The 20,355-nt window shown below is 70.5% G+C and carries 18 protein-coding genes and 1 tRNA gene; 6 read left to right on the top strand and 13 right to left on the bottom strand.

Going from position 1 to position 20,355, the window contains the following annotated elements:
- Positions 1-17: 17 nt before the first annotated feature.
- The 10 genes from M4D53_RS14890 to M4D53_RS14845 form a co-directional block, all read right to left on the bottom strand.
- A complete protein-coding gene (locus M4D53_RS14890) occupies positions 18-803 on the bottom strand; it encodes an SDR family NAD(P)-dependent oxidoreductase (protein ID WP_259954774.1) in 786 nt (261 codons plus the stop codon).
- A 108-nt stretch (positions 804-911) separates the two neighbouring features.
- Entirely contained in the window at positions 912-1,817 is a 906-nt protein-coding gene (locus M4D53_RS14885) for a LysR family transcriptional regulator (protein WP_187661829.1), read from the bottom strand.
- 59 nt (positions 1,818-1,876) lie between these two features.
- Positions 1,877-2,329, bottom strand: a complete 453-nt coding sequence (locus tag M4D53_RS14880; protein WP_187661830.1) for a DUF6389 family protein — start codon at positions 2,327-2,329, stop codon at positions 1,877-1,879.
- Entirely contained in the window at positions 2,326-5,388 is a 3,063-nt protein-coding gene (locus M4D53_RS14875; RefSeq protein WP_259954773.1) for a hypothetical protein, read from the bottom strand. The genes M4D53_RS14880 and M4D53_RS14875 overlap by 4 nt, the downstream gene beginning before the upstream one ends.
- A 37-nt stretch (positions 5,389-5,425) precedes the next feature.
- Positions 5,426-5,779, bottom strand: a complete 354-nt coding sequence (locus M4D53_RS14870; RefSeq protein ID WP_259954772.1) for a hypothetical protein — start codon at positions 5,777-5,779, stop codon at positions 5,426-5,428.
- Positions 5,780-5,942: 163 nt separating this feature from the next.
- On the bottom strand, positions 5,943-7,406 hold the full coding sequence (locus M4D53_RS14865; protein WP_259954771.1) for a purine-cytosine permease family protein: 1,464 nt from the start codon (positions 7,404-7,406) through the stop codon (positions 5,943-5,945).
- Positions 7,407-7,475: 69 nt separating this feature from the next.
- Positions 7,476-9,119, bottom strand: coding sequence for an amidohydrolase (locus M4D53_RS14860; protein ID WP_259954770.1), 1,644 nt, complete (start codon positions 9,117-9,119; stop codon positions 7,476-7,478).
- 19 nt (positions 9,120-9,138) lie between these two features.
- Complete coding sequence (locus M4D53_RS14855) at positions 9,139-10,242, bottom strand: C45 family autoproteolytic acyltransferase/hydrolase (RefSeq protein ID WP_259954769.1); 1,104 nt, start codon at positions 10,240-10,242, stop codon at positions 9,139-9,141.
- Entirely contained in the window at positions 10,239-11,960 is a 1,722-nt protein-coding gene (locus M4D53_RS14850; protein WP_259954767.1) for an amidase, read from the bottom strand. The genes M4D53_RS14855 and M4D53_RS14850 overlap by 4 nt, the downstream gene beginning before the upstream one ends.
- Positions 11,957-13,000: an agmatine deiminase family protein gene (locus M4D53_RS14845; RefSeq protein ID WP_259954765.1), complete on the bottom strand. Its 1,044-nt coding sequence runs from the start codon at positions 12,998-13,000 to the stop codon at positions 11,957-11,959. The genes M4D53_RS14850 and M4D53_RS14845 overlap by 4 nt, the downstream gene beginning before the upstream one ends.
- Before the next feature lie 72 nt (positions 13,001-13,072).
- Between M4D53_RS14845 and M4D53_RS14840 the strand changes: the two genes are divergently transcribed.
- A complete protein-coding gene (locus M4D53_RS14840; protein ID WP_259954763.1) occupies positions 13,073-13,711 on the top strand; it encodes a TetR/AcrR family transcriptional regulator in 639 nt (212 codons plus the stop codon).
- 99 nt (positions 13,712-13,810) lie between these two features.
- Here the strand turns inward: M4D53_RS14840 and M4D53_RS14835 are convergent.
- Positions 13,811-13,887, bottom strand: a tRNA-Pro gene (locus tag M4D53_RS14835).
- A gap of 110 nt (positions 13,888-13,997) precedes the next feature.
- Here M4D53_RS14835 and M4D53_RS14830 point away from each other — a divergent pair.
- From M4D53_RS14830 to M4D53_RS14810, 5 genes are all read left to right on the top strand, one after another.
- On the top strand, positions 13,998-14,606 hold the full coding sequence (locus M4D53_RS14830) for a GNAT family N-acetyltransferase (protein WP_259954761.1): 609 nt from the start codon (positions 13,998-14,000) through the stop codon (positions 14,604-14,606).
- Positions 14,603-15,058 (top strand): hypothetical protein, encoded by a 456-nt coding sequence (locus tag M4D53_RS14825; RefSeq protein ID WP_259954760.1) that lies wholly within the window; start codon positions 14,603-14,605, stop codon positions 15,056-15,058. Before M4D53_RS14830 ends, M4D53_RS14825 begins: the two co-directional genes overlap by 4 nt.
- Positions 15,059-15,120: 62 nt before the next feature.
- Positions 15,121-15,789, top strand: coding sequence for a lysoplasmalogenase family protein (locus M4D53_RS14820; RefSeq protein WP_259954758.1), 669 nt, complete (start codon positions 15,121-15,123; stop codon positions 15,787-15,789).
- Positions 15,789-16,163: an Hsp15 family ribosome-associated heat shock protein gene (hslR, locus tag M4D53_RS14815; RefSeq protein ID WP_187661841.1), complete on the top strand. Its 375-nt coding sequence runs from the start codon at positions 15,789-15,791 to the stop codon at positions 16,161-16,163. The genes M4D53_RS14820 and hslR overlap by 1 nt, the downstream gene beginning before the upstream one ends.
- 39 nt (positions 16,164-16,202) lie before the next feature.
- Entirely contained in the window at positions 16,203-17,618 is a 1,416-nt protein-coding gene (locus M4D53_RS14810; RefSeq protein WP_259954756.1) for an HNH endonuclease signature motif containing protein, read from the top strand.
- Between the two features lie 254 nt (positions 17,619-17,872).
- Here M4D53_RS14810 and M4D53_RS14805 read toward each other — a convergent pair whose 3' ends face one another.
- Complete coding sequence (locus M4D53_RS14805; protein WP_259954755.1) at positions 17,873-18,820, bottom strand: NUDIX domain-containing protein; 948 nt, start codon at positions 18,818-18,820, stop codon at positions 17,873-17,875.
- Positions 18,821-18,882: 62 nt separating this feature from the next.
- The gene (gene der / locus M4D53_RS14800) at positions 18,883-20,355 is read right to left on the bottom strand and encodes a ribosome biogenesis GTPase Der (protein WP_232089245.1); all 1,473 of its coding nucleotides are present in this window, start codon (positions 20,353-20,355) and stop codon (positions 18,883-18,885) included.

Genomic DNA, 20,355 nt, shown 5'->3' with positions numbered 1-20,355 from the left:
GTCGGGAGAGGGCGGGTTCAGTTGCGCCCGGCCATCACGCCGCCGTCCGCGTCCCAGACCGCTCCGGTCACCCAGCCGGCCCGGTCGGACAGCAGGAACGCGGCGACCTCGGCGATGTCCTCCGGGGTCCCCACGCGGCCCAGCGGGTGGAAGGCGTCGAAGCTCGACACCACCTCGTCGACCTCGTCCTTCGGGATAAAGCCTTCGTAGATGGGGGTGCGCACGACCGCCGGGGCGATCGCGTTCACGCGGATGCCGTGCGACGCCAGCTCCATCCCCAGGTGCTGCGTGAGCGAGTGCAGGCCGGCTTTAGCCATCGAGTACGCCGACGACGGCGTCGCGGCGATGGCCTGGTGCGCCCACATGGAACCGAGGGTGACGACGGCTCCGCCGCGGCCCTGCGCGACCATGCCGGAGACCACCGTCTGGGTGACGAAGAAGGTCGCCCGGTTGAGGTCCAGATATGCGTCGTAGTCGGCTTCGGTGTGCTCGAGGAACGGCTTCGGCGCGAAGACGCCCGCCGCGTTGACGAGGAGATCGGCGTCGGCGTGCTCCGCGGCGAGGCGGGCGCGGAGCGCCGCCACACTCGCGGGGTCCGTCAGGTCCGCCTGCACAGTGATGGCGTCGATGCCGTGGCTGACGAGAGACGCCCGCGCCGCCTCCAGCTTCTCCCCGCGCCGGCCGACGAGGACGACGGTCGCGCCCTCCCGTCCGATCCGCTCGGCGATGGCGAGACCCATCCCGCTCGTGCCCCCGATCACGATCGCGGTGCGTCCGGTGAATTCCCTGTCGAGCTCGGCCATTGTGCGGCTCCTCTCCGTCATGGACGGCGAGTGCCGTCTCGTCTCCACGCTACGAAGCGAGAGCCCGCCGCAGTAGACGAGCGCGCATGATGGAGTGATAACGACTGCTTATGACCGGACGGCGGCGGGATCCAGCGAGAGCGCGGCGGTGAGCTCGGCCAGGTCGTCCGCGAGCGGGGAGGAAGGATCCCAGACGGCCTCGTAGAAGATCTCCACGTCCATGCCGCGTTCACGCAGCGTGCGGTGCGGCGCGTCCGGGGACGCGAGCTTCGATCGCGGGATCACCGCCGTGCCGAGGCCGAGCTTGGCCCACTCCTCGAGCACACGGTAGGTCGCGGCCTCGCCGTCGTAGGCGCTCAGCGGAACGTCGTTCGCAGCGAAGAGATCGGTGGTGAAGGTCGTCAGCCCGCACGTGTCCGGCATCAGGATCAGGGGTGCGTCCGTCAGGTCGCTCAGCTCCACGGGGCCGTCCGGCGACGGCTCCTGGTCGACGACGACCACGGGCTCCGCGTCGACGATACGGTGCCGGAACCGCGGCATGGGGGCGACGGACGGGACGAGGATGAGGTCGAGCTCCCCGGCGGAGAGCTCGCGCCGCAGGTCGGCGACGTTCGCCTCGCGGAGGACGAGCTGACGCGGCGCCGGAGAAGCGGGAAGTGCACACACGGCCGTGTAGGCACGAGCGACGATGGCCGGGTTCATGAGCGGGGAGACGCCGACCCGCACCCGTGCATCGGCCGACCGGTTCCAGCGCGCGGCCTCGGCAGCCACCTGGTCCACGGCGAGGAGCGCGCGGTCGATGACCGGGAGCAGATGCGCACCGAACGCCGTCGGGACGACTCCGCGGGGCGAGCGCTCGAACAGGCGCTCTCCCAGACGGTCCTCCAGCTTGGAGATGCCCGTCGAGAGAGCGGGCTGCGTCACGCCGTAGGCACGCGCGGCCGCGCCGAAGGAGTGCGTCTCGGAGACAGCCTGGGCATAGCGGAGGGCTTCGACGCTCACGCGGTCACTCATAGCCCGACGTTATCACCGCGCGACGGGCGGTCGGGCCGTTCGCGGCAACCCGCGCGCGGTCAGGCGTAGCCGAGGTCCGGCGCGCCGACCCAGAAGAGGCCCTCCTTCGCGTCCGCGGGGAGGAGGCCTTCGATCCACTCGGCGACGATGACGAGGACGGCTTCCTCCAGGCGATCCCGCGTCCACCGGCGCGGGCGCGAGGGTACCGCGGGCTCCCAGCCGTCCGCGGTCCACTCGACCCCGAACAGATGGCGCTGCTCGTCGAGACGTCGGTCCAGCGCGAAGGCGTCAGCCCCCTCGAACCGCGCCCAGACGTCGAACGGGCCCTCGCCGTCCTGGTCGACGAAGACGTCGATGAGGATCGCCTCCACGCCGTTCTCCGCCTCGACGGCGGCGCGGTGCAGGTCCCCCAGGGCGGCGGCGACGCGCTCGCTCTCCGTGTCGAGCACGGTGCGCAGGGCACGGGCGTACGATTCCGCATCATCCCCGCGCGCTCCGGGCTCAGCGCTCATCGCTCCGGCTCCGTCTCGGTGTCGAGGTTCCTGCCCACGGCGATCTCGCGGATCGCCGACGCGAGCGCGTCCCTGGACCGTCCGTGCGGGAAGGGGCCGGCTGCGAAGTCCAGCAAGCTGCGGCCGTCGGGGAGAGCCGGCGTCGCGGGATCGACATCGCCGTGCACGAGGAGGGTCCGCACCAGCGGCGCCAGCGCGGTCTCCTCCATATCGCGATCCAGCAGCTGCACGAACGGATGACCCTCCGGGAGCGTCGCGACGGGTGTCGGGCCCGGGATCGCCCCCTTCTCGAGGAGGCGTCGCAGTACCGGCTCGTCCTCCGCGTCCAGCGTGGGGTTGGCGAAGAGGACGTTGACCGGGCTCAGGAACGACAGGGAGGAGGACGCGTCGAGGCGCTGGTCCAAGAGCCAGAGCGCGAGTTCGCGGCGGCGGTCGGCATGCGGGTTGCTGAGCGCGGCGTCGAGGAGGAACCGGTATCCCGGAGCATCGACGACGACGTCGAGGAGATCGTTGAGCGTGCCCGTGAGTGCGAGATCGGGGAACACCCCGAGGCCCGCGTAGACCTGCTCGATCTCCTCCCGCTCGGGCACCCGATCGAAGACGAAGCTCGCGTACGGCGCATCCAGCAGGGTCGGCGGCCCCATGCGGTCCCCCATCCGCAGCGCCCACTGGAGCTGCGGCACCCCCAGGGCTTCGGCGTAAATGGTCTCCAGGGGGTTCGTCGTGTTCACGTCGTCCGGGTCGAGGGCAGAGCGCACCCGTCGCAGCATCCCTTCCGAGGCGCGCCAGTCGACGTCATCCCTCCAGAACACGGCGTGCACGGCGGGCAGGGTCGTCGCGCCGGGGAGAAGGCCGCAGGTCTCAGCGGGGCCTGGGGCCGAAGCCTCGCGATGCACGACCGGGAAGAACCCTCCCGGGTCTCGGTCCACCACGAGCGACAGCAGGTCATCGGGCACCCCGCCGAACAGGGAGAGCTGTTCCTCGAAGGTGGGCTCGGGTCGCGCCGCGGCGTCGGGACCCGTTTGATGGGACAGGAGGAGGCCGCGCCCGTCGTGCGTGAAGTGCCACGTCCAGAAGTGGTCGCCGGTGCGGAAGCCGCCGCGCATCGCATCGGGGACGAGGGAGGCGCCCGCGAGCGGCGGGCCGTTCCACGGCACGGGTTCGGACGCGGGGGCGCCGCCCACGAGGGCGGAGACGTCGGAGATGATCCGGGAGCGGATGCGGAGCTCCCAGGGACTGCTCCCCCGCGCGAGGTCGAGCACGGCGTCCGGTCGCGCGATGACGATGATGACTTCGGGGTCGTCGCCGTAGGAGGGGTCGGGTGTCCCGGCGACGACGGCCACCGCGTGGCCGTTCACCCACCAGAGCGGCGCGGTGAGGAGGCCCGTGGCGCGCATGACGCGGGTGAGCGGGCTACGGCGATCGATTCCGGTCTTCTCGTTGCGGGCGTGGATCTCCCCCGCTGCTCCCCACCGTTCGCCCATGACGCGGATGAGGTCGTCCGCCCAGGCCTGGAGTGCATCGACCGTCCAGCGCTCCCCCGAGGCGAGCACGACGCGGAGCGCCCGACCGTGGTCGTCGCGGAGCCCGCGTCCGCCGATCTCGAACGTCCGATCCGCCCAGTCGGCGTCCTCCGGCGAGCGCTCCCACCACGCTCTGGTGACGCGCTCGATGTCCGCCACGAGGTCGTGATGGTCGCCGCTCGTCGGTACCGCGTAGCCGAGGCGGTCCGTGTCGGACGGGCGGTCCTGCTCCGGGTACGGGCACGCGGCGAAGACCTGCTCGAACCAGGCGCGCCGCTCGTCGCCCTCCCGGGACATCTCGTCGAGGGTGAGCGCGCCTCCGAGGCGATACGGCTGCCGCACCGCGGCGCCGAAACCGAAGTCGTCCATGCCGAAGTCGTTGCGGCGGCCGATCTCCATGAGCGAGGGCGAGACGCACCAGTGCGCTCCGTCGAACCACACCGCGCCGGTGATGACCGGCACAGGTTCGTCGCCGAGCATGCGGAACTCCAGGTCGTGCTCCGCGACCGCGCCGCGGGCGTCTTCGCCACGGGCGGCGATGAGGGCACGGAGGTCATCCGGCACCCTGTCGAGCATGCGCGCGGCCAGGATCAGCCACGCCTCCGCCAGATCCGCTTCCCGTTCGGAGGAGTCCACGACGTCCGCCGCCTCGCCACCGTGCTGCTGCGCCACCTCGGCGAGGAACTGCGCCGGTGCTTCGTCCGCGAACGTCGACGTCGGGTCCTGGATGAGGACGAGGATGCGGCCGTCGTCCGTGAACGTCCAGACCGTCGTCACCCCGCTGCGCGACTGCAGGCTGAAGCGGGATGCCGGGACGTCGACATCGCGCAGCCGCACCTCCCCGGCGCCGAACAGCGTGCTCAGCAGCCAGGCGCGGCGCCGCAGCTCGAGCGGATGCTCGCCGTTCATGAGGAGGTCGTTGTGCATGTCCTCCTCGGGCAGGAGCGCGCTGAGGCTGCCGACGGCGTACTCCCGCGGCAGCACGACCATCGCCTGGCGCAGCATGCTCTGCCGCGGTTCGGCGTCCCAGTTCGTGACCAGCACGCAGTACAGATCGCCGCGGTCCCACATCTCCGCCTCCGGGATGCCGACCGAGACGAGGACGACGTCGAGGATGCCCTCCGGATCCTGGTTCTCCCCCACGAGCGACGGCTTGCGCACCATCGGCGCGCCCCACGCTTCGTGCAGCGTCCGGCGCACGCCCTCCGTCCACTCCTCCGCGTAGGCGGCGAATCCGCCCTCGGGGACCACGAGGTCCGCGGGCGGGTTCGGCTGCAGCGACTCGTCGGCGTCGGGGTCGTAGCCGCCGAGCGGGAGCAGCCAGACCCCCTGCGACTCCTCGACCTCCACCCCCTCGAATGTGAAGGCCTCCCGCGTCTCTCCCGCGAGCAGGTGGGCGACAAGCCGGTCGAGGAACCCGGGGACCTCTTCCCTGCCGAACGGCGGTGTGTAGTACGGGAGGTCCTCCTCCGTCTCGTCGCTCGTGTCCGCGTCGTCCCTGCCGGTGTCGTCGACCATGCCCCACCCCGTCGTCATCGAAACAGCCTTGGGACGAGCATACGGACGCGTGGCGTCAGGCGTCCTCGGAGTCGATGAGCTCGAGGAGCTTCCGCAGCTCGTCCCTGATCTCCGTGTGGTCGTACTGCCCGGCGCGGCTCTCACCCGAGATCACGCCGGAGCGACGCACCTTCTGGAAGTCGCCGAAGGGAAAGCTGTACGCCTTCTTCGTCTCGGGGTTCTCGCTCTTGTCGATGCCGAGGTGCCAGTGGGCGAACTCCGTCCATCCGTGCTCGTCGATGAAGCGGTTCTCGTCCTCTGCGCTGGGCGCTGCCTCGGACCAGTCGTCGCGTTCATCCCGCACGACCTTGCCGTCGCGGACGAGGGAACGCGCGAGCTTCAGCGCCGGTCGGTTCAGTTCGATAGCCATGGGGGGAACGCTAGGACGCGGAGGGACGGTGCCGTACCCCCTTGACGGGGGATGCAGAAGGCCCGGAGACTCGTGCGGGTTTCCGGGCATTCTCGGTCGGGCTGATGGCACAACGTGATCTGGCGCGGGTGGCCGAAGAGAGCACCCGCGGAGGCCCCCGGTCTCAGCCGCCGATCTGCGTGCGCACCGTCCGTCCTGCGAGCACGGCGTACAGGCCGATCGAGACCAGGAGTCCGACCGGCACCGAGAGGTCGAGCCCGCCCAGCGCCGCGCCGAGCGGGCCGGTCCACACGGTCGTCGACAGGAACATCGCGGTGGCGAAGCCACCGGCGACCACGGAGACGAGACCCGGGATGCCGAAGCCGCCGGTGTACCAGAACCTGCCGCCGGGCCGCTCGTCGAACAGGTCGGTCCCGGAGTACCGGTTGCGGCGCAGGACGATGTCGGCGACGTAGACGCCCATCGTGGGCACGGAGATGATCAGCAGGAACTGCAGCATCAGGTTGACGGCGCTGATCAGGTCGGATGCCACGACGAGCACGATCGTGAACGCGCAGCCGAGCGCACCGATGAGGATCGCGGAGGGGATGCGGCGGATCGGCACGCCGATCGACTGCAGGGCCATGCTCGCCGTGTAGGTCGTCATGCCGTTGAGTGAGATGCAGTTCACCAGGACGCCGAGCACGAACAGCGGGGCGAGCCACACCGGCAGCTTCTCGAGCAGGGAGTACTCGATGCCGTTCGCGAGGCTGTCCGGCCCGATGGAGCCGCCCAGCACGACGCCGAAGGCGGTGATGAGCACCGCGGGGAAGAGCTGTCCCAGCGCGGTCGCGCCGATGATGCCGGACGCTGTGGTGTCGCGTGGCAGATAACGGGCCATGTCGGCGCTGTTGCTGAACGACAGCGGCGACGATGCCATCAGCGCGAACGCGATCGTGACGCTCACCCACAGCGGCAGCCCGCTGAGCGGCTCGGGCTGCGCGAACCCCCAATCCAGCGCGGGGGCGATGTAGCCGATGACGAGTGCGAAGATCACGAACAGCCCGATCGAGATCGCCAGATAGGCCTTCAGGATGAGGGCGTGACCGTACACGGCGACGATCACGGTGATCGTCGAGACCACGACCGCCACCAGGATCGATGCCGCGATCGGATCGGGGAAGCCCCACCGCACGAGCAGTTCGCCGCCGATGAACGACGCCGCCACCCAGTTCAGCGCGAGGAAGACCCCCGAGATGAACCAGCCGTAGAACGCGATGACGATCTTGTTGCCGTGGATGCCGTAGATCGCACGCTGGACCACGGAGCCGGACGTGCCGGCTGCCGGTCCGGAGATGGCGACGATGCCCGGCAGCAGAGCGAGCACGCTCGACGCCAGAATCACGAGCAGCGCCTGCCAGATCTCCAGGCCGAGCACGAGCGTCATCGACGCGCCGACCGTGATGTTCAGCACGCTGACGCCCGGTGCGCTCCAGACGAAGAACAGATCGCGCGCTCTCCCGTGCCGTTGGGCGTCGTCGATGAGTTCGATGCCTCGGGTCTCGGGGGTGTTCGCGGAGTCGATGAACTCGGACTCGGATCCGGGCGCGACGGCACCAGGAGCGGGGATGGCGGATGTGTCGGACATGACGGTCCTTCCAGGACGGGCACCCACCTGCGTCAGTGCAGGGGGCGTTCGGGATTCAGGAGCAGAAGCTCATGGGCGCCGGTAGGCGACCTCGCCGTGCACGAGGGTGAGCAGCACGGCGCCGGTGAGCAGGTCGTCGGTCGGCGCGGACAGCGGGTCGATGTCCAGCACGGCGACGTTCGCGAAGAAACCGGGCGCGATCCGGCCGTAGGCGTCGTCGATCGCGCCGACGTAGGCTGCGCCGGACGTCGCCGCCGCGAGTGCCTGCGCGGCGGTGAACGCGCGCTCAGGGTGGTACGGCGGCAGCGTGCGGTCGATCGAGGATCGCCCGGACATCGCGATGAACAGGTTGTGCAGCGCCTCGTGGGGTGCGGTGGGGGCGTCGGTGCCCAGCGCGACGGGAACGTCGACGTCGCGGAACCAGTTCCACGGGAAGCCGTCGTGAGCGCGCTGATCACCGAGCATCGCCATCCAGTTGTCCAGGATGGCGGGGTCGCAGTGCACCGGCTGCATGGAGGCGGCGATGCCGTGCGCGCGCATCCGTGCGACCGTCTCGGGCGCGACCGACTCCAGATGCTCGATGCGCGGCCGGCGGCCGGTGCCGGTGCCGTTCTCGCGCTCACAGGCCTCGACGAGGTCGACGGCGAGTGCGCTCGCCGCGTCTCCGATCGCGTGCATCGCGAGCTGCAAGCCGGCGCGGTCGGCGGCGATCGCGACCGGCGTCGCAGCCTCGCGGTTCCAGATCGGGTCGGCGTTCGAGCCGTCGGCATACGGACGCGCCATCGCGGCGGTGCACGCGTCGATCACGCCGTCGAGGATGAACTTCACCCCGACGACCTTCAGCCACGGCGTGCCCGTGGCTGCGAGTTCGTCGCGCAGCTGCACCGCACGCTCGACCTGAGCGAGATCGGAGGCCGGGTCGCCGGTGGAACTCAGCCACCAGTGCGCGGTGACCGGGAACGGCAGCCGACCGTCGCGGTCGAGCCGACGCCGCAGCGCCGCGATCGACTGCTCTGTCATCCCCATGTCGGCGGCGCCGGTCACGCCGGCCGCCAGGTACGCGCTGAAGGCGAGGTCGAGGTGGCGGTCGACCTCCTCCTCGGTCCGGATGCCGTCGAGATACTCCGCCAGCAGATCCATGGCCGCGGTCTCGAGCAGGAACCCGGTCGCCTCTCCGTCCTCGTCCCGCACGACCTGGCCGCCGATCGGGTCGCCGGTATCGCGGTCGATGCCTGCTGCGCGCAGCGCGGCTGTGTTCACCCAGGTGCTGTGCAGGTCGTTCGCATCGAGGAAGACCGGGATGTCGTCGATCACTTCGTCGATCATCGCCGCGGTCGGCTGGGTGACGCCGTCAGGCAGCGCGTCGAACAGCCAGCTGACACCCTCGATGATCGTCGCGTCCGGGTTCATCGCCCGTGCCTCGAGCAGCCGCTGCTGGATCTGTGCCACCGAGGTGCAGTCGCGGAGTTGCACCTTGCCCTGCGCGTGGCCGAACATCGCCAGGTGCGCGTGCGCCTCGATGACACCGGGCATCACGAACGCCCCGTCAAGGTCCACGACCGCGGCACCCTCTCCTGCCGCGGAGCGGACCTCCGTCTCCGTGCCGACAGCGAGGATGCGATCGCCGCGCACGGCGAACGCGGACTGCACCGGAGCATCCGCGAGCCCGTCGAAGACGATGGCGTTGCGATAGACGGTGGCGGTGTCGGTCATGGTGGTCCCTTCGATCGGGTCAGAGCGCGAGCGTCAGATGCGGGCGGGTGGCGGTTTCAGCCGGAGTGCCGTCGAGCACGTCGGCCCGACGACCGACGGGGTCGAGCACGACAGTGGCCAGGCTGGCCCACCGCTGTCCCATCGGAAGCGCGAGGTCGGGTAGGCAGGTCACCGGAGGCTCGCCGTCGCCGGTCACGAGCATCGCGCGCAGCTGCTCGGCATCCGTCGGTGCGCCGGCCGACAGCAGTCGGCCCCGCAGGAAGTCCCAGCGCTGACCGGAGTCGGGCTGGTACAGCCAGGTCTTCTCGTGCGCCGCTGGTTCTTCGGTGAGGAAGTGATTCGTGCGCAGCCAGGTGCCCTCGGTGATGGCGGGCGCGGAGAACACGCCTTCGGGGCTGATGTCGAGCAGCACGGCGTCGCCCGCGGCGTCGAAGAGCGCGAACGAGCCGGAGCTCGTGACCGGCGCCTCGCGCACCAGTTCGACGGCGTGCGCGACACTGGAGGCCTCCTCGAGCACGAGAGCGGCGAGCACGTGCATCGGGATGCCCTCGGGCCGGTCGGACCGATGCCCCAGGATGTTGAAGTGCAGCGCGACGCCGGCGCTGTTCACGCCGATCTTGCCGAGGATGCCGCATTCGGTGAGCCCGGCATAGTCGTGGACACCGCCGCGAGAGATGATCGTGTGCCAGTACGGCGCGATCTCCATGTGCCAGTCCCACGTCTGCACGCCGAGGGTGCGCGCGCGGCCGTCCGCATCGCGGATCGAGCGCACGATGGTCGAGCACTCTCCTGGCGGTACGGCGACGCTGCGGGACAGGATCTCCGTGCGGCCGTTCAATGCTGCGACGCGCCAGATCTCGACGTCCGCACCGGCGGCGATGCCCTCGATCTGCGCGCGCAGCGCCGGACGGTGGGCGTCGACCGCGTCGAGCAGCCGCTCGGCGTCGTCGCGCACGGTCTTCTCGTCGACGGCGCCGAGGCGGAAGAGCCGATCATACGCGGCGATCGTGCCGGGCAGAGCCGCGCGCAGCTGCATGCCTCGCTCGGCGCCGCGCCGGAGCGGATCCGCGGCATCGGCCGTGATCTGCAGGCGCCGCTCCGGGCGCGGGAAGGGCGACGTCACGAGAGTTCCTCTCCGGGAAGAGCGGGAGTGCGCGGCGGCGCGGTGCGGCGATCGCCGGTCGCCTCGAACGCGGCGGCGAGGCGCAGTAGGGTGGTGTCGTCCCAGCCGCGGCCCGCGATGGTCAGACCCACCGGCATCCCGATGTCTGCCATCGTGCCCATCGGCACCGTGACGGTCGGGATGCCGAGATGACGGATCGCGAGATTGCCGTTCGCGACCCACACGCCGTTGCGCCACCCCGCGTCGGCGGATGCCGGGTTCACGTCCATGTCGGCGGGGCCGACATCGGCGACGGCGGGGAAGATCACGGCGTCGAGGCCGAGCGCGTCCATCCACTCCTCGAGGTCGACGCGGCGGGTCTCCTCGAGCCCGCGCACACCCTCCTCGAGATGCGGGATGTCGGTGAATGAGGCGTACGGGCGCTCGCGGACGAGGGCCGGATACCCGGCGATCTCGTCATCGAAGCCGGTGTAGCGATCCGGGAGGGCACCTCCCGGATGCGGGAAGATGCGCGCGCCATCGACGAGTTCGAGCCGATCGAGCGCGGGGTCGCCGTTCGCGCGCAGGAAGTCGTCCCACGCCCAGGCGGAGAGATCCTCGATCTCGGAGCGCAGGAACCGCTCGGACACCAGTCCCCTGGTGCTCAGGGTCGGCGCCCCGGCGCGGTCGCCCTCGTAGTTGGTGACGACCGGGAAGTCGACGTCGACCACGTGGGCGCCGGCGTCTTCGAGGTCTCGGCGCGCCTGCTCCCAGAGGTCGATGACGGACGCCCGGGTCACGATGCCCTGCCCGGTCGCGCCTCCGATGGTGGTGCCGGTGCCGGCATCCGGATCGGCATTGACGTACATGCGCGGCACACCGAAGCGGCGGCCGGCGAGAACGGAACGAGGGTCGGCCGCGGCGAGGTCTCGGTACGACGACGGACGCACCTCGGATGCGGCAGGAGTACGCACCCACGGCTGGGCGCGCCAGAAGTCGCCGCGGACGTCGGCGTCATCGGCGACGATCACGTCGAGCACCTCGAAGAGATCGGCCATGGTACGGGTATGCGGCACCACGACGTCCATCGTGGGCACCAGTGGCCAGTTGCCGCGCACCGAGATGACGCCACGGCTGGGCGTGTATGCGCAGAGGGCGTTGTTCGACGCCGGCGCCCGACCGCTCGACCAGGTCTCCTCGCCGAGTCCGAAGGCAGCGAAGCTCGCGGCGGTCGCGGTGCCCGATCCGTTCGAGGAGCCGGATCCGAATGCGCTGGTCAGCCAGTCGGCGCTGTACGGACTCTCCGCCCGTCCGTACACACCGCGCTGCATCCCGCCGTTCGCCATCGGGGGCATGTTGGTCAGGCCGAGGCAGATCGCCCCGCCGGCCCTGAGCCGTTCGATCGTGAACGCGTCCCGCTGCGCGACCAGATCCGCGAACGCCGGGGAACCGCATGCCGCGGTGAGCCCTGCGACGAGGTAGCTGTCCTTGGCCGTGTACGGGATGCCGTCCAGCGGGCCGAGCAAGTGCCGGGCCGCCCTGCGGGCATCGGACGCCGCGGCTTCGGCGAGGGCGTCGGGGTTGCGGACGACGACCGCGTTGAGCGCGGTCTCGGTGCCGGGTGCGTCGTACGCGTCGATACGGGTGAGATAAGCCTGCACCAGCGCGACGCTCGTAGCCGCACCGGTCTCGAGCGCTCGCCGCAGGTCCGCGATGGATGCTTCGACCACGTCGATCATGCGGGCACCTCGCTCGTGGCCGGCTGCTGCTGGGTGATGCAGTGGATGCCGCCGCCGCGCGCGAAGATCGGGCGCGCGTCGACGGTCACGATCTGTCGCCCGGGGTACGCGGCTCCGAGGATGTCCCGCGCACGGGCATCGGCGGCGTCCTCGCCGAACCCGCAGGCGATCACGGCGTCGTTCACCACGAGGTGGTTGATGTAGCTCCAGTCCACGTAGCCCTCGTCGTCGCGGAGGGTCTCGGGGGCCGGGACGTCGATGATCTCGAGCGGGCGGCCCGCGGCATCCGTCTGGTCCTGCAGGAACGCCTTCAGCTCCCGCGTGACGACGTGGTCGGGGTGTCCCGCGTCGTCCTGGCGGTGCAGCAGCACCCGGCCCGGAGCGGCGAACGCGGCGACGATGTCGACGTGCCCGTTGGTGCCGAACTCGTCGTAGTCACGCGTGAGGCCTCGCGGCAGCCAGATGGCTGTGGTCGCGCCGATCGTGCGTGCGAGTTCGGCTTCGACGCGGCCTCTGTCGGCGTAGGGGTTGCGGTTCGGGTCGAGCTGCACGGTCTCGGTGAGCAGCACCGTGCCCTCGCCGTCGACGTGGATGCCGCCGCCCTCGTTCACGAGCACCGAACTGATGTGCTCGGCTCCGACGTGTGCGGCGACGATGCGTGCGATGTCGGCCGACACCTGCCACTCGGCCCATGCGGGCGCACCCCAGCCGTTGAAGATCCAGTCGACCGCGCCGAGGGAGCCCGGCCGGTCGTCGTCGAGGACGAAGGTCGGGCCGAAATCGCGCATCCAGAACTCGTCCAGCGGCGACTCGACGATCTCAACGGCCGAGCCGAGCATGTCCCGCGCCCGCGCCATCTCGGTCGGGTCCACGACCATCGTGACCGGTTCGAACTCGGCGATCGCCAGAGCGACGTCGGTCCACGCGCGGTACGCGGTGTCGCGCCAGGCAGCACCGTCGCCCAGGGTGACGCCCACGCGCGGAAACGCCATCCAGGTGCGTTCGTGCCGTGCGCCCTCGTGCGGCATCCGCCAGCCCATGTCATCTCCTTTGCCGACAACGGCTTGTTGGTCACATGACCAATACAGGAATGTTCCTACACTGGAGGCACCATGTCAACATCCGATACGCGTCCACGAACCAGGAAGACGCCGGAGCAGCGCGCCGGCGAGATCAACGACGCCGCGATCGCGATCGCCAGGGAGAAGGGACTGTCCGCGCTGACGCTGCGGGCGGTCGCCAGCAGGGCAGGGGTGGCGCCGGGGCTCGTCTCGCACTACGCATCCAGCATGGACGAGTTGGTCGCGCGCACCTTCCGCGAGCTGACGGCATCCGAACTGGACGACGTCCGCACCCAGGCCGAGACCGAGAGCGAGCCGGCGGCACGGATGGCGCGGATGATCTCCACGGTACTCAGCAGCGATCATGACGACATCACGCTCGTGTGGGTGGATGCCTGGTCCCTCGGCCGCGGCAGCACGGCGCTGTCGGTGGCCATCGACGAACAGATGGGCGCCTGGCAGTCGTTCATCGCGCAGCTCATCGAGGATGGCCGGCGCTCCGGCGTGTTCCGCACGGATGACACGGATGCCGTGGCCTGGCAGATCCTCGCGATGATCGACGGCATCGCAGCGCATGCGCTGACGCGCCGTACCGACGCCGCGCTGTTCGCCGCCCGGTTGGCACAGGCCTGCGAGACTCTGGTCGGCGCGCCCCAGGGGACGATCGCGGAGCTCCTTCCCACGCGCTGACGGCCGCGGAGGGCCGCATAAGGCGTGCCCTCTTCGTGCCCTCGGCGATCCCGGGAAGGCAGAAGGGCCGGAACCTCTTGCGAGATTCCGGCCCTCAAATGGTCGGGCTGACAGGATTTGAACCTGCGACCCCTTGACCCCCAGTCAAGTGCGCTACCAAGCTGCGCCACAGCCCGTTGTTGTTCTGCACTCTCGCGCAGGCAACTCCCCTATCTTAGCCGCACCGGAGGCCTCTCGCGAACCGAGGCGTTGCGGGGTGTCGGAAGCTGCTTGTACCGTCGCCTGCATGTCGACGATCACGACCGCGCTGGCGACGACCGCCCGCTGGGATGACGTGCAGCACGCGCTCACCGGCGGCGGTGACGGGGCGAGCTGCCAGTGCATCTGGCCGGTGCTGCCGAACAAGGACTGGAATCAGACCACCACGCCTCAGCGCACCGAGATGTTCCGCGCCGAGATCGACGAGGGTCCCCCTCCGGGACTGGTCGCGTACGTCGACGGCGAGGCCGCGGGCTGGATCCGGATCGGACCGCGCACCCGTCAGGCCCGGATCCCCCGCACCCGCATGATCGCCGCGTCGAGCACCGAGCCGTTCGACGACGAGTCCGTGTGGGCGGTCACCTGCTTCGTCGTCCGCAGGGAGCATCGGGGCACCGGGCTCAACGCGGAGCTTCTCGATGCCGCGATCGCCTTCGCGCGGGAGTCCGGCGCCCGCCTCATCGAGGGCTATCCGGTCGATACCCGCGGCGAGAAGAAGCGCGCGAACGATCTGTACCACGGCACACTCGGGACGTTTCTCCGCGCCGGCTTCGAGGAGAAGGCGGTGATGAAGCCGGGGCGCGTGCTCGTCGCCCTGGAAATCACACCGAACGAGAGCGATAGCGTGAAGGCATGAGCGCCGCGAACCCCTCTCTCGATGATCCCGACCTCGGACCGCTCCACCGGGCGACCTCCGAACTCGACGACGGTTCCGTCCTCACCCACGACTGGTTCGTCGGCGGCGTCGAGGTCGAGGGCCGCACCTACGAGCTGATGGTCGAGGGCGCGTCGCCGGACGAGGTCGCGCCGCTGCTCCCCCGGCTGCGCACGGTCGTCGCCGCGCTCCCGGGACTGCGCCGGGTCGCCTCGGACGCCGTGGTCACGACGTTCAGCACCGGAGACCCCGGCCCCGCCGAGCTCGACGAGGCGGCCGACGACTTGGAGCTCGAGACCATCGAGGCCGGAGCCGACGGCACCGTCGTCCTCCACTTCACGGACACCTGCGGCGAGCACTTCCCGGAGGGCTACTGGCCCGCCGTGCACCTCGATGGCGAGGGCGCCGTGGCCACGGTCACCGTCGAGTCCTGAGTCGGCCCGGTCCGATCGACCGCCTTCGAGACGACATGCCCCTCCGGTCATACGATGGAGGGATGCAGCGCCGCACCCTCCCTCCCGCGATCGTGTGGGCGTTCGTGCCGTACGTCGTGGTCTCTCTCCTGCACGTTGTGCTTCTCGCGCTCGGCCACGACCTCGCGGGGCCGACGAAGCTGCTGCTCATGCCGCTGCTCGCGGTGCCGGTCCTCGTGGCGGCGCGACGGATCCACCCGCCCGTCACGGTGGCCCTCCTCCTCATCGCCCTGCTCTTCTCCTGGCTGGGTGACGGCGCGGGCGCGCTGTTCCCCGCGGCCCCCGAGCTTCCGCTCATGCTGGGCTTCTTCGGTCTCGCGCACATCGCCTACATCGTCCTCTTCGCCCGCCACTTGGCGCGCCGCCGCCTGCCGTGGTGGACAGCGATCTATGCCGCCTGGTGGCTCGCGATGATCCTCCTTCTCGGCCCGCACACGGGCCCGCTCCTCATCGGGGTCGCGCTGTACGGCCTGCTCCTCGCGGGCACCGCCGCGTTCGCCGCACGATGCCATCCGCTCGTCGTGACGGGCGGCGCGTTCTTCCTGGCGAGCGACACGATCCTCGCTTTCCGACTCTTCCTCCCCGACGCCCTCCCGGCCTGGAGCAGCCCCGCCGTGATGCTGACATACACGCTCGGCCAGGGGCTGATCGTCGCGGGCGCGCTCGTCTCCCTGCAGCGGAGGGCCGCCTGATGGTCGACAGCGCGCGGGTGGACAGTTGGCTCTGGGCGGTGCGCGTCTACAAGACCCGGTCAGCGGCGACCACCGCATGCCGCGCGGGGCATGTGCGCGTCAACGGCGACAAGGCGAAGGCCGCGCAGGCAGTTCGCGTGGGCGACGAGCTCCGCATCCGCATCGCGGGCTTCGATCGGATCCTGATCGTGCGCCAGATCCTCGTCAAGCGTGTGGGCGCGCCGCTGGCCGCCCTCGCGTACGAAGACCGAACGCCGGAACGCGAGCCGCAGGCAGCCCTCGGCGTCCGGGACCGCGGCGCCGGACGACCTACGAAGCGGGAGCGTCGAGACATCGATCGCCTCCGCGGACGGGGCGATATACAACAGGACTGAACCCTTCCTTCATTCGAACATAGGTTCTAAACTCGAGGTATGACGAACCCGCCGACCGCAGACCTCGACCTGGAGGAGCGGCGACGCGTGCGTGATGCCTGGGCGGAGACTCGCCGGCGCATCGCGGTGCTGGAGGCGGAGGCCGCGGAGCTGTTGGTCGCGCAGATCGCTTTCCACGATGAAGACGTGGCGGCGGCCCCGCATCACCGCGACGCCATCCACCGCTCTATGGTCGCCGAGTTCGCCGCGGCGGGGCGTGTTTCGACCGGCACCATGGAGTTCGCGTTCGCCGACGCTCTCGCCCTGAGCACGGCGCTCCCCCGCGTGCGGCAGGCCTTCCACGCCGGGGCTCTGAGCTCCGCGCATGTCCGGGAGATCGCACGGGCGAGCGCGATCGTGGCCGAGGCCATCCGCAACCGCGTCGTCGCTCCTGAGACGATGGCGCTGTTCGAGACGGCGGTGCTCGTCGTCGCCGAGGCCGAGACTGCAGCGCGCACGCGAGTGCATGCCCGCCGCGTAGCCTCCGCTCTGGTCGGCGAGACCATCACGGAGCGACACCGCCGCGCCGCAGACGAGCGCTGCGTCACGGTGCGATCGGTCGACGACGGCCTCGCGGTCCTGACGGCGATCCTCCCGGAATGGGCGGCCGTGGCGATCGCCGACCGGCTGAGTCAGCTCACCCGCACGGTGATCCAGGCCCGCGATGCGGGCGGAGCGACACCTCCCCTGACTCCGACGCACGACGATCTGCTGACTGCTCAGAACGTCGCGACGGATCACTCGTGCGGCGCTCCTCGGCCGGACACCACGATCTCCAGCACCGATGGCGGCACCTTCGCCCTCGACCCCGAGGCCGAATCGGCCCCCTCAGACACCCGCACCTGGAGCCAGGTGCAGGCCGACCTGCTGACCGATCTGCTCCTCACCGCCGATCCGAGCGCCGTCGAGGGCGAGGGCCTGGCCGGCGTACGCGGGCGCCTGCAGGTGACCGTGGCGGCGACGACCCTCGCGGGTCTCGACGACCGTCCGGCCGAACTGGACGGACACGGCGCCCTGCACCCGGACATCGCCCGCGCTCTGGCCGGACGTGACGGGGGGTGGACGCGCTTGTTCCTCGATCCGCACGGCCAGGTTGTCGAGACGGACGCGTACAGCGCGACCGAGAGCATGCGCCGACTGCTCCGAGCCCGCGATCAGCACTGCCGGTTCCCCGGATGCCGCCAGCCGGTACACCGCTGCGACATCGACCACACCTGGGATCACGCGAAGGGCGGTCCGACCCGCGTCGACAACCTCGCGCATCTCTGCCGCGGACACCATGTGCTGAAACACCCCGATATCCCGGAGCCTCAGCGCTGGACGGTGCGTCAGCATTCCGGCGGGGTTCTCGAATGGCGAAGTCCCCTCGGCGCGATCCACACCGATCACGCCCCGCGTCGGGTCGCGTTCGTCTGAGTTTCTCGGGTCGCTTCGACTGCCCGCGCAGCGCAAGCGTCGACAGTACAGCGCCCCATGCCTCGCGTCCGCGCGGACTCCCAGAGCCAACCGAGACAGACCCCGACGGCGAACGAACACACACCAGAGCCGATCGAGACGGACCCACGGCCGAACGAGCACACCCCAGAGTCGATCGAGACAGACCCGGACGGCCGAACGAGCAGACCCCCCCCGAGCCGACCGGGGTGAGTCCCCGAACAGCCCGCCGCGGGCTAAGCGTCGAGGAGGCGGAGGAGCCAGCCGCTCGAGCGCACCTGGGCCCCGGCGGCCTCGACGCGGGACTGCAGCTCGCGGTCACTGGTCACCGCGAGAACCGGCGACGCGCTCGCGACCCGGCGTTCGACCTCGGCCACGATCGCGTCGTCACCGGCGCCCTCCGCGCGCACGACGTCCAGGGCCAGGCTCGCGACGCCGGCTTCCGCGGCCGCGGCATCCGCAGGTGATCCCTCGGCGGAGGCCTCCGCGATGTCGCGCGCGCGACCTTCAACGACGAGCGACACCTCCGGAAACCAGGCGTCGCCGGCGAGTCCGAGGTCGTCCGCGGGCACGGAGAGGCCCGTCAGTCGGTCGCGCAGTCGTGCGGCCGCTCCGGCGCGATCCTTCCACCAACCGTCCGGGACCGACCCCACGACGTTGGCAGCGTCGACCACGACCACCGGATGAGCCGACAGTTGAGCTCGCAGCATCGGCCACGCCGCGCCGAAGCCGGGGTGCAGGGGCAGCCCCTCCACGTCCTCGACGGGTACCCACGACAGCGCGACGCTCTCCGGGTCGCTGATCACGGGGTCGAACGGCGTGCGCACATCGGCGACGACGGTGGTGTACGACCAGATGCCGAGATCGAGCACACTCGTGAAGCGGGGCCGCACCGCACCATCCGGCACTCCCGCCTCCTCCTGCGCCTCGCGCACGGCACCGACGATGGCCGCCTCACCCTCGTGCAGCGCTCCCCCGGGCAGACCCCAGGTGCCGCCGAAGTGGCTCCACGCGACGCGATGCTGCAGCAGGATGCCGCGCTCCGCGTCGACGGCGAGGAGACCTGCGGCGCCGAAGCGCCCCCAGTACCGCTCGCCCGTGTCGGCGACCACCCAGGCGTCGCCCGGATCGCGAGGCCCCTCGGGGCGACGCGGTTCACCGGCGGCGGGAGGTACGACAGTCACCCCCTCAGCTTTTCACAGCATCGGGGCTCCGGCGCCACCGCCGCGACATGCGCGGCAACGAGTCAGCGCTGACGCTTCTCCCGCACCCGCATGTTGATCACGATCGGAGTGCCCTCGAACGAATACAGCTCCCGCAGGCGGCGCTGGATGAATCGGCGGTAGCCCGGGTCGAGGAAACCTGTCGTGAACAGCACGAACGTCGGCGGACGGGTCGAGGCCTGGGTCCCGAAGAGGATGCGCGGCTGCTTTCCACCGCGCACCGGGTGCGGGTGCTCGGCGACGAGCTCGGCGAGGAACGCGTTGAACTTGCCGGTGGGAATCCGGCGATCCCAGTTCTCCAGCGCCGTCTCCAGCGCCGGGACGAGCTTGTCGAGGTGACGACCGGTCTTCGCCGAGATGTTCACGCGGGGGGCCCACGCGACATGCGCGAGGTCCTGCTCGATCTCGCGCTCCAGGTAGCGGCGACGGTCGGCGTTCTCCAGGTCGTCGTCGTTCAGGCGATCCCACTTGTTGAACGCCAGGACGAGCGCGCGGCCGGACTCGAGAACGAGGTCGATGATCCGCACGTCCTGCTCGCTGATCGTCTCGGAGACGTCGAGCACCACAACGGCCACTTCGGCCTTCTCCAGCGCGGCGGAGGTGCGCAGCGACGCGTAGAAGTCCGCACCCTGCGCCATGTGCACGCGGCGACGGATACCGGCCGTGTCGACCAGGCGCCACATCTTGCCGCCGAGCTCCACGACCTCGTCCACCGGATCACGGGTCGTGCCGGCGAGGTCGTTGACGACCACGCGCTCCTCCCCCGCGGCCTTGTTCAGCAGCGAGGACTTGCCGACGTTCGGGCGCCCCAGGATCGCGACACGGCGCGGGCCGCCGATCTCCTGCTTCGCGACGGCGGACACCTCGGGGAGCTTCTTCAGCACGGCATCGAGCAGGTCCGCGACACCGCGACCGTGGATCGCGGAGACCGGGTGCGGCTCCCCGAGACCCAGGTTCCACAGGGCGGCCGCTTCCGGCTCCTGACGCCCGTCGTCGATCTTGTTGGCGACGAGGAAGACCGGCTTGCCGCTCTTGCGCAACAGCTTCACAACGTGCTCGTCGGTCGACGTGGCGCCCACCATGGCGTCCACGACGAACAGCACGACATCGGACAGGTCGATCGCGACCTCGGCCTGTGCCGCGACCGAACGGTCGATGCCCCGGGCGTCGGGCTCCCAGCCGCCGGTGTCGACGACCGTGAAGCGGCGATCGTTCCACTCGGCCTTGTACGTGACGCGGTCGCGGGTGACACCGGGGGTGTCCTCCACGACGGCCTCGCGACGGCCGAGGATGCGGTTCACGAGCGCGGACTTGCCGACGTTCGGCCGCCCGACGATCGCCACCACGGGCAGCGCGGGGCTGTACTGGATGCCGTCCTCGCCGAGGGTGATGCCCGCGAGGAGCTCCGCGTCCTCGTCGTCCAGCTCGTAGTCGGCGAGGCCGGCGCGCAGGGTCTCCGCGCGCTGCTCGGCCAGCTGCTCGTCGAGCTGGTCCAT

This window comes from Microbacterium meiriae (genome assembly GCF_025143875.1).
GTDB classification, from domain to species: domain Bacteria; phylum Actinomycetota; class Actinomycetes; order Actinomycetales; family Microbacteriaceae; genus Microbacterium; species Microbacterium meiriae.
The sequence above is the reverse complement of the archived record's forward strand: the minus strand, read 5'-3'. Positions and strand labels throughout refer to the sequence as shown.

Coding starts and splice junctions, on each gene's coding strand:
- M4D53_RS14865 (WP_259954771.1), bottom strand. CDS start 7,406: ATGTCCGACACATCCGCCATCCCCGCTCCTGGTGCCGTCGCGCCCGGA.
- M4D53_RS14825 (WP_259954760.1), top strand. CDS start 14,603: ATGAGCGCCGCGAACCCCTCTCTCGATGATCCCGACCTCGGACCGCTC.
- M4D53_RS14870 (WP_259954772.1), bottom strand. CDS start 5,779: ATGGCTATCGAACTGAACCGACCGGCGCTGAAGCTCGCGCGTTCCCTC.
- M4D53_RS14875 (WP_259954773.1), bottom strand. CDS start 5,388: ATGACGACGGGGTGGGGCATGGTCGACGACACCGGCAGGGACGACGCG.
- M4D53_RS14820 (WP_259954758.1), top strand. CDS start 15,121: ATGCAGCGCCGCACCCTCCCTCCCGCGATCGTGTGGGCGTTCGTGCCG.
- M4D53_RS14880 (WP_187661830.1), bottom strand. CDS start 2,329: ATGAGCGCTGAGCCCGGAGCGCGCGGGGATGATGCGGAATCGTACGCC.
- M4D53_RS14840 (WP_259954763.1), top strand. CDS start 13,073: ATGTCAACATCCGATACGCGTCCACGAACCAGGAAGACGCCGGAGCAG.
- M4D53_RS14850 (WP_259954767.1), bottom strand. CDS start 11,960: ATGATCGACGTGGTCGAAGCATCCATCGCGGACCTGCGGCGAGCGCTC.
- M4D53_RS14885 (WP_187661829.1), bottom strand. CDS start 1,817: ATGAGTGACCGCGTGAGCGTCGAAGCCCTCCGCTATGCCCAGGCTGTC.
- M4D53_RS14810 (WP_259954756.1), top strand. CDS start 16,203: ATGACGAACCCGCCGACCGCAGACCTCGACCTGGAGGAGCGGCGACGC.
- M4D53_RS14830 (WP_259954761.1), top strand. CDS start 13,998: ATGTCGACGATCACGACCGCGCTGGCGACGACCGCCCGCTGGGATGAC.
- M4D53_RS14845 (WP_259954765.1), bottom strand. CDS start 13,000: ATGGGCTGGCGGATGCCGCACGAGGGCGCACGGCACGAACGCACCTGG.
- der (WP_232089245.1), bottom strand. CDS start 20,355: ATGGACCAGCTCGACGAGCAGCTGGCCGAGCAGCGCGCGGAGACCCTG.
- M4D53_RS14860 (WP_259954770.1), bottom strand. CDS start 9,119: ATGACCGACACCGCCACCGTCTATCGCAACGCCATCGTCTTCGACGGG.
- hslR (WP_187661841.1), top strand. CDS start 15,789: ATGGTCGACAGCGCGCGGGTGGACAGTTGGCTCTGGGCGGTGCGCGTC.
- M4D53_RS14890 (WP_259954774.1), bottom strand. CDS start 803: ATGGCCGAGCTCGACAGGGAATTCACCGGACGCACCGCGATCGTGATC.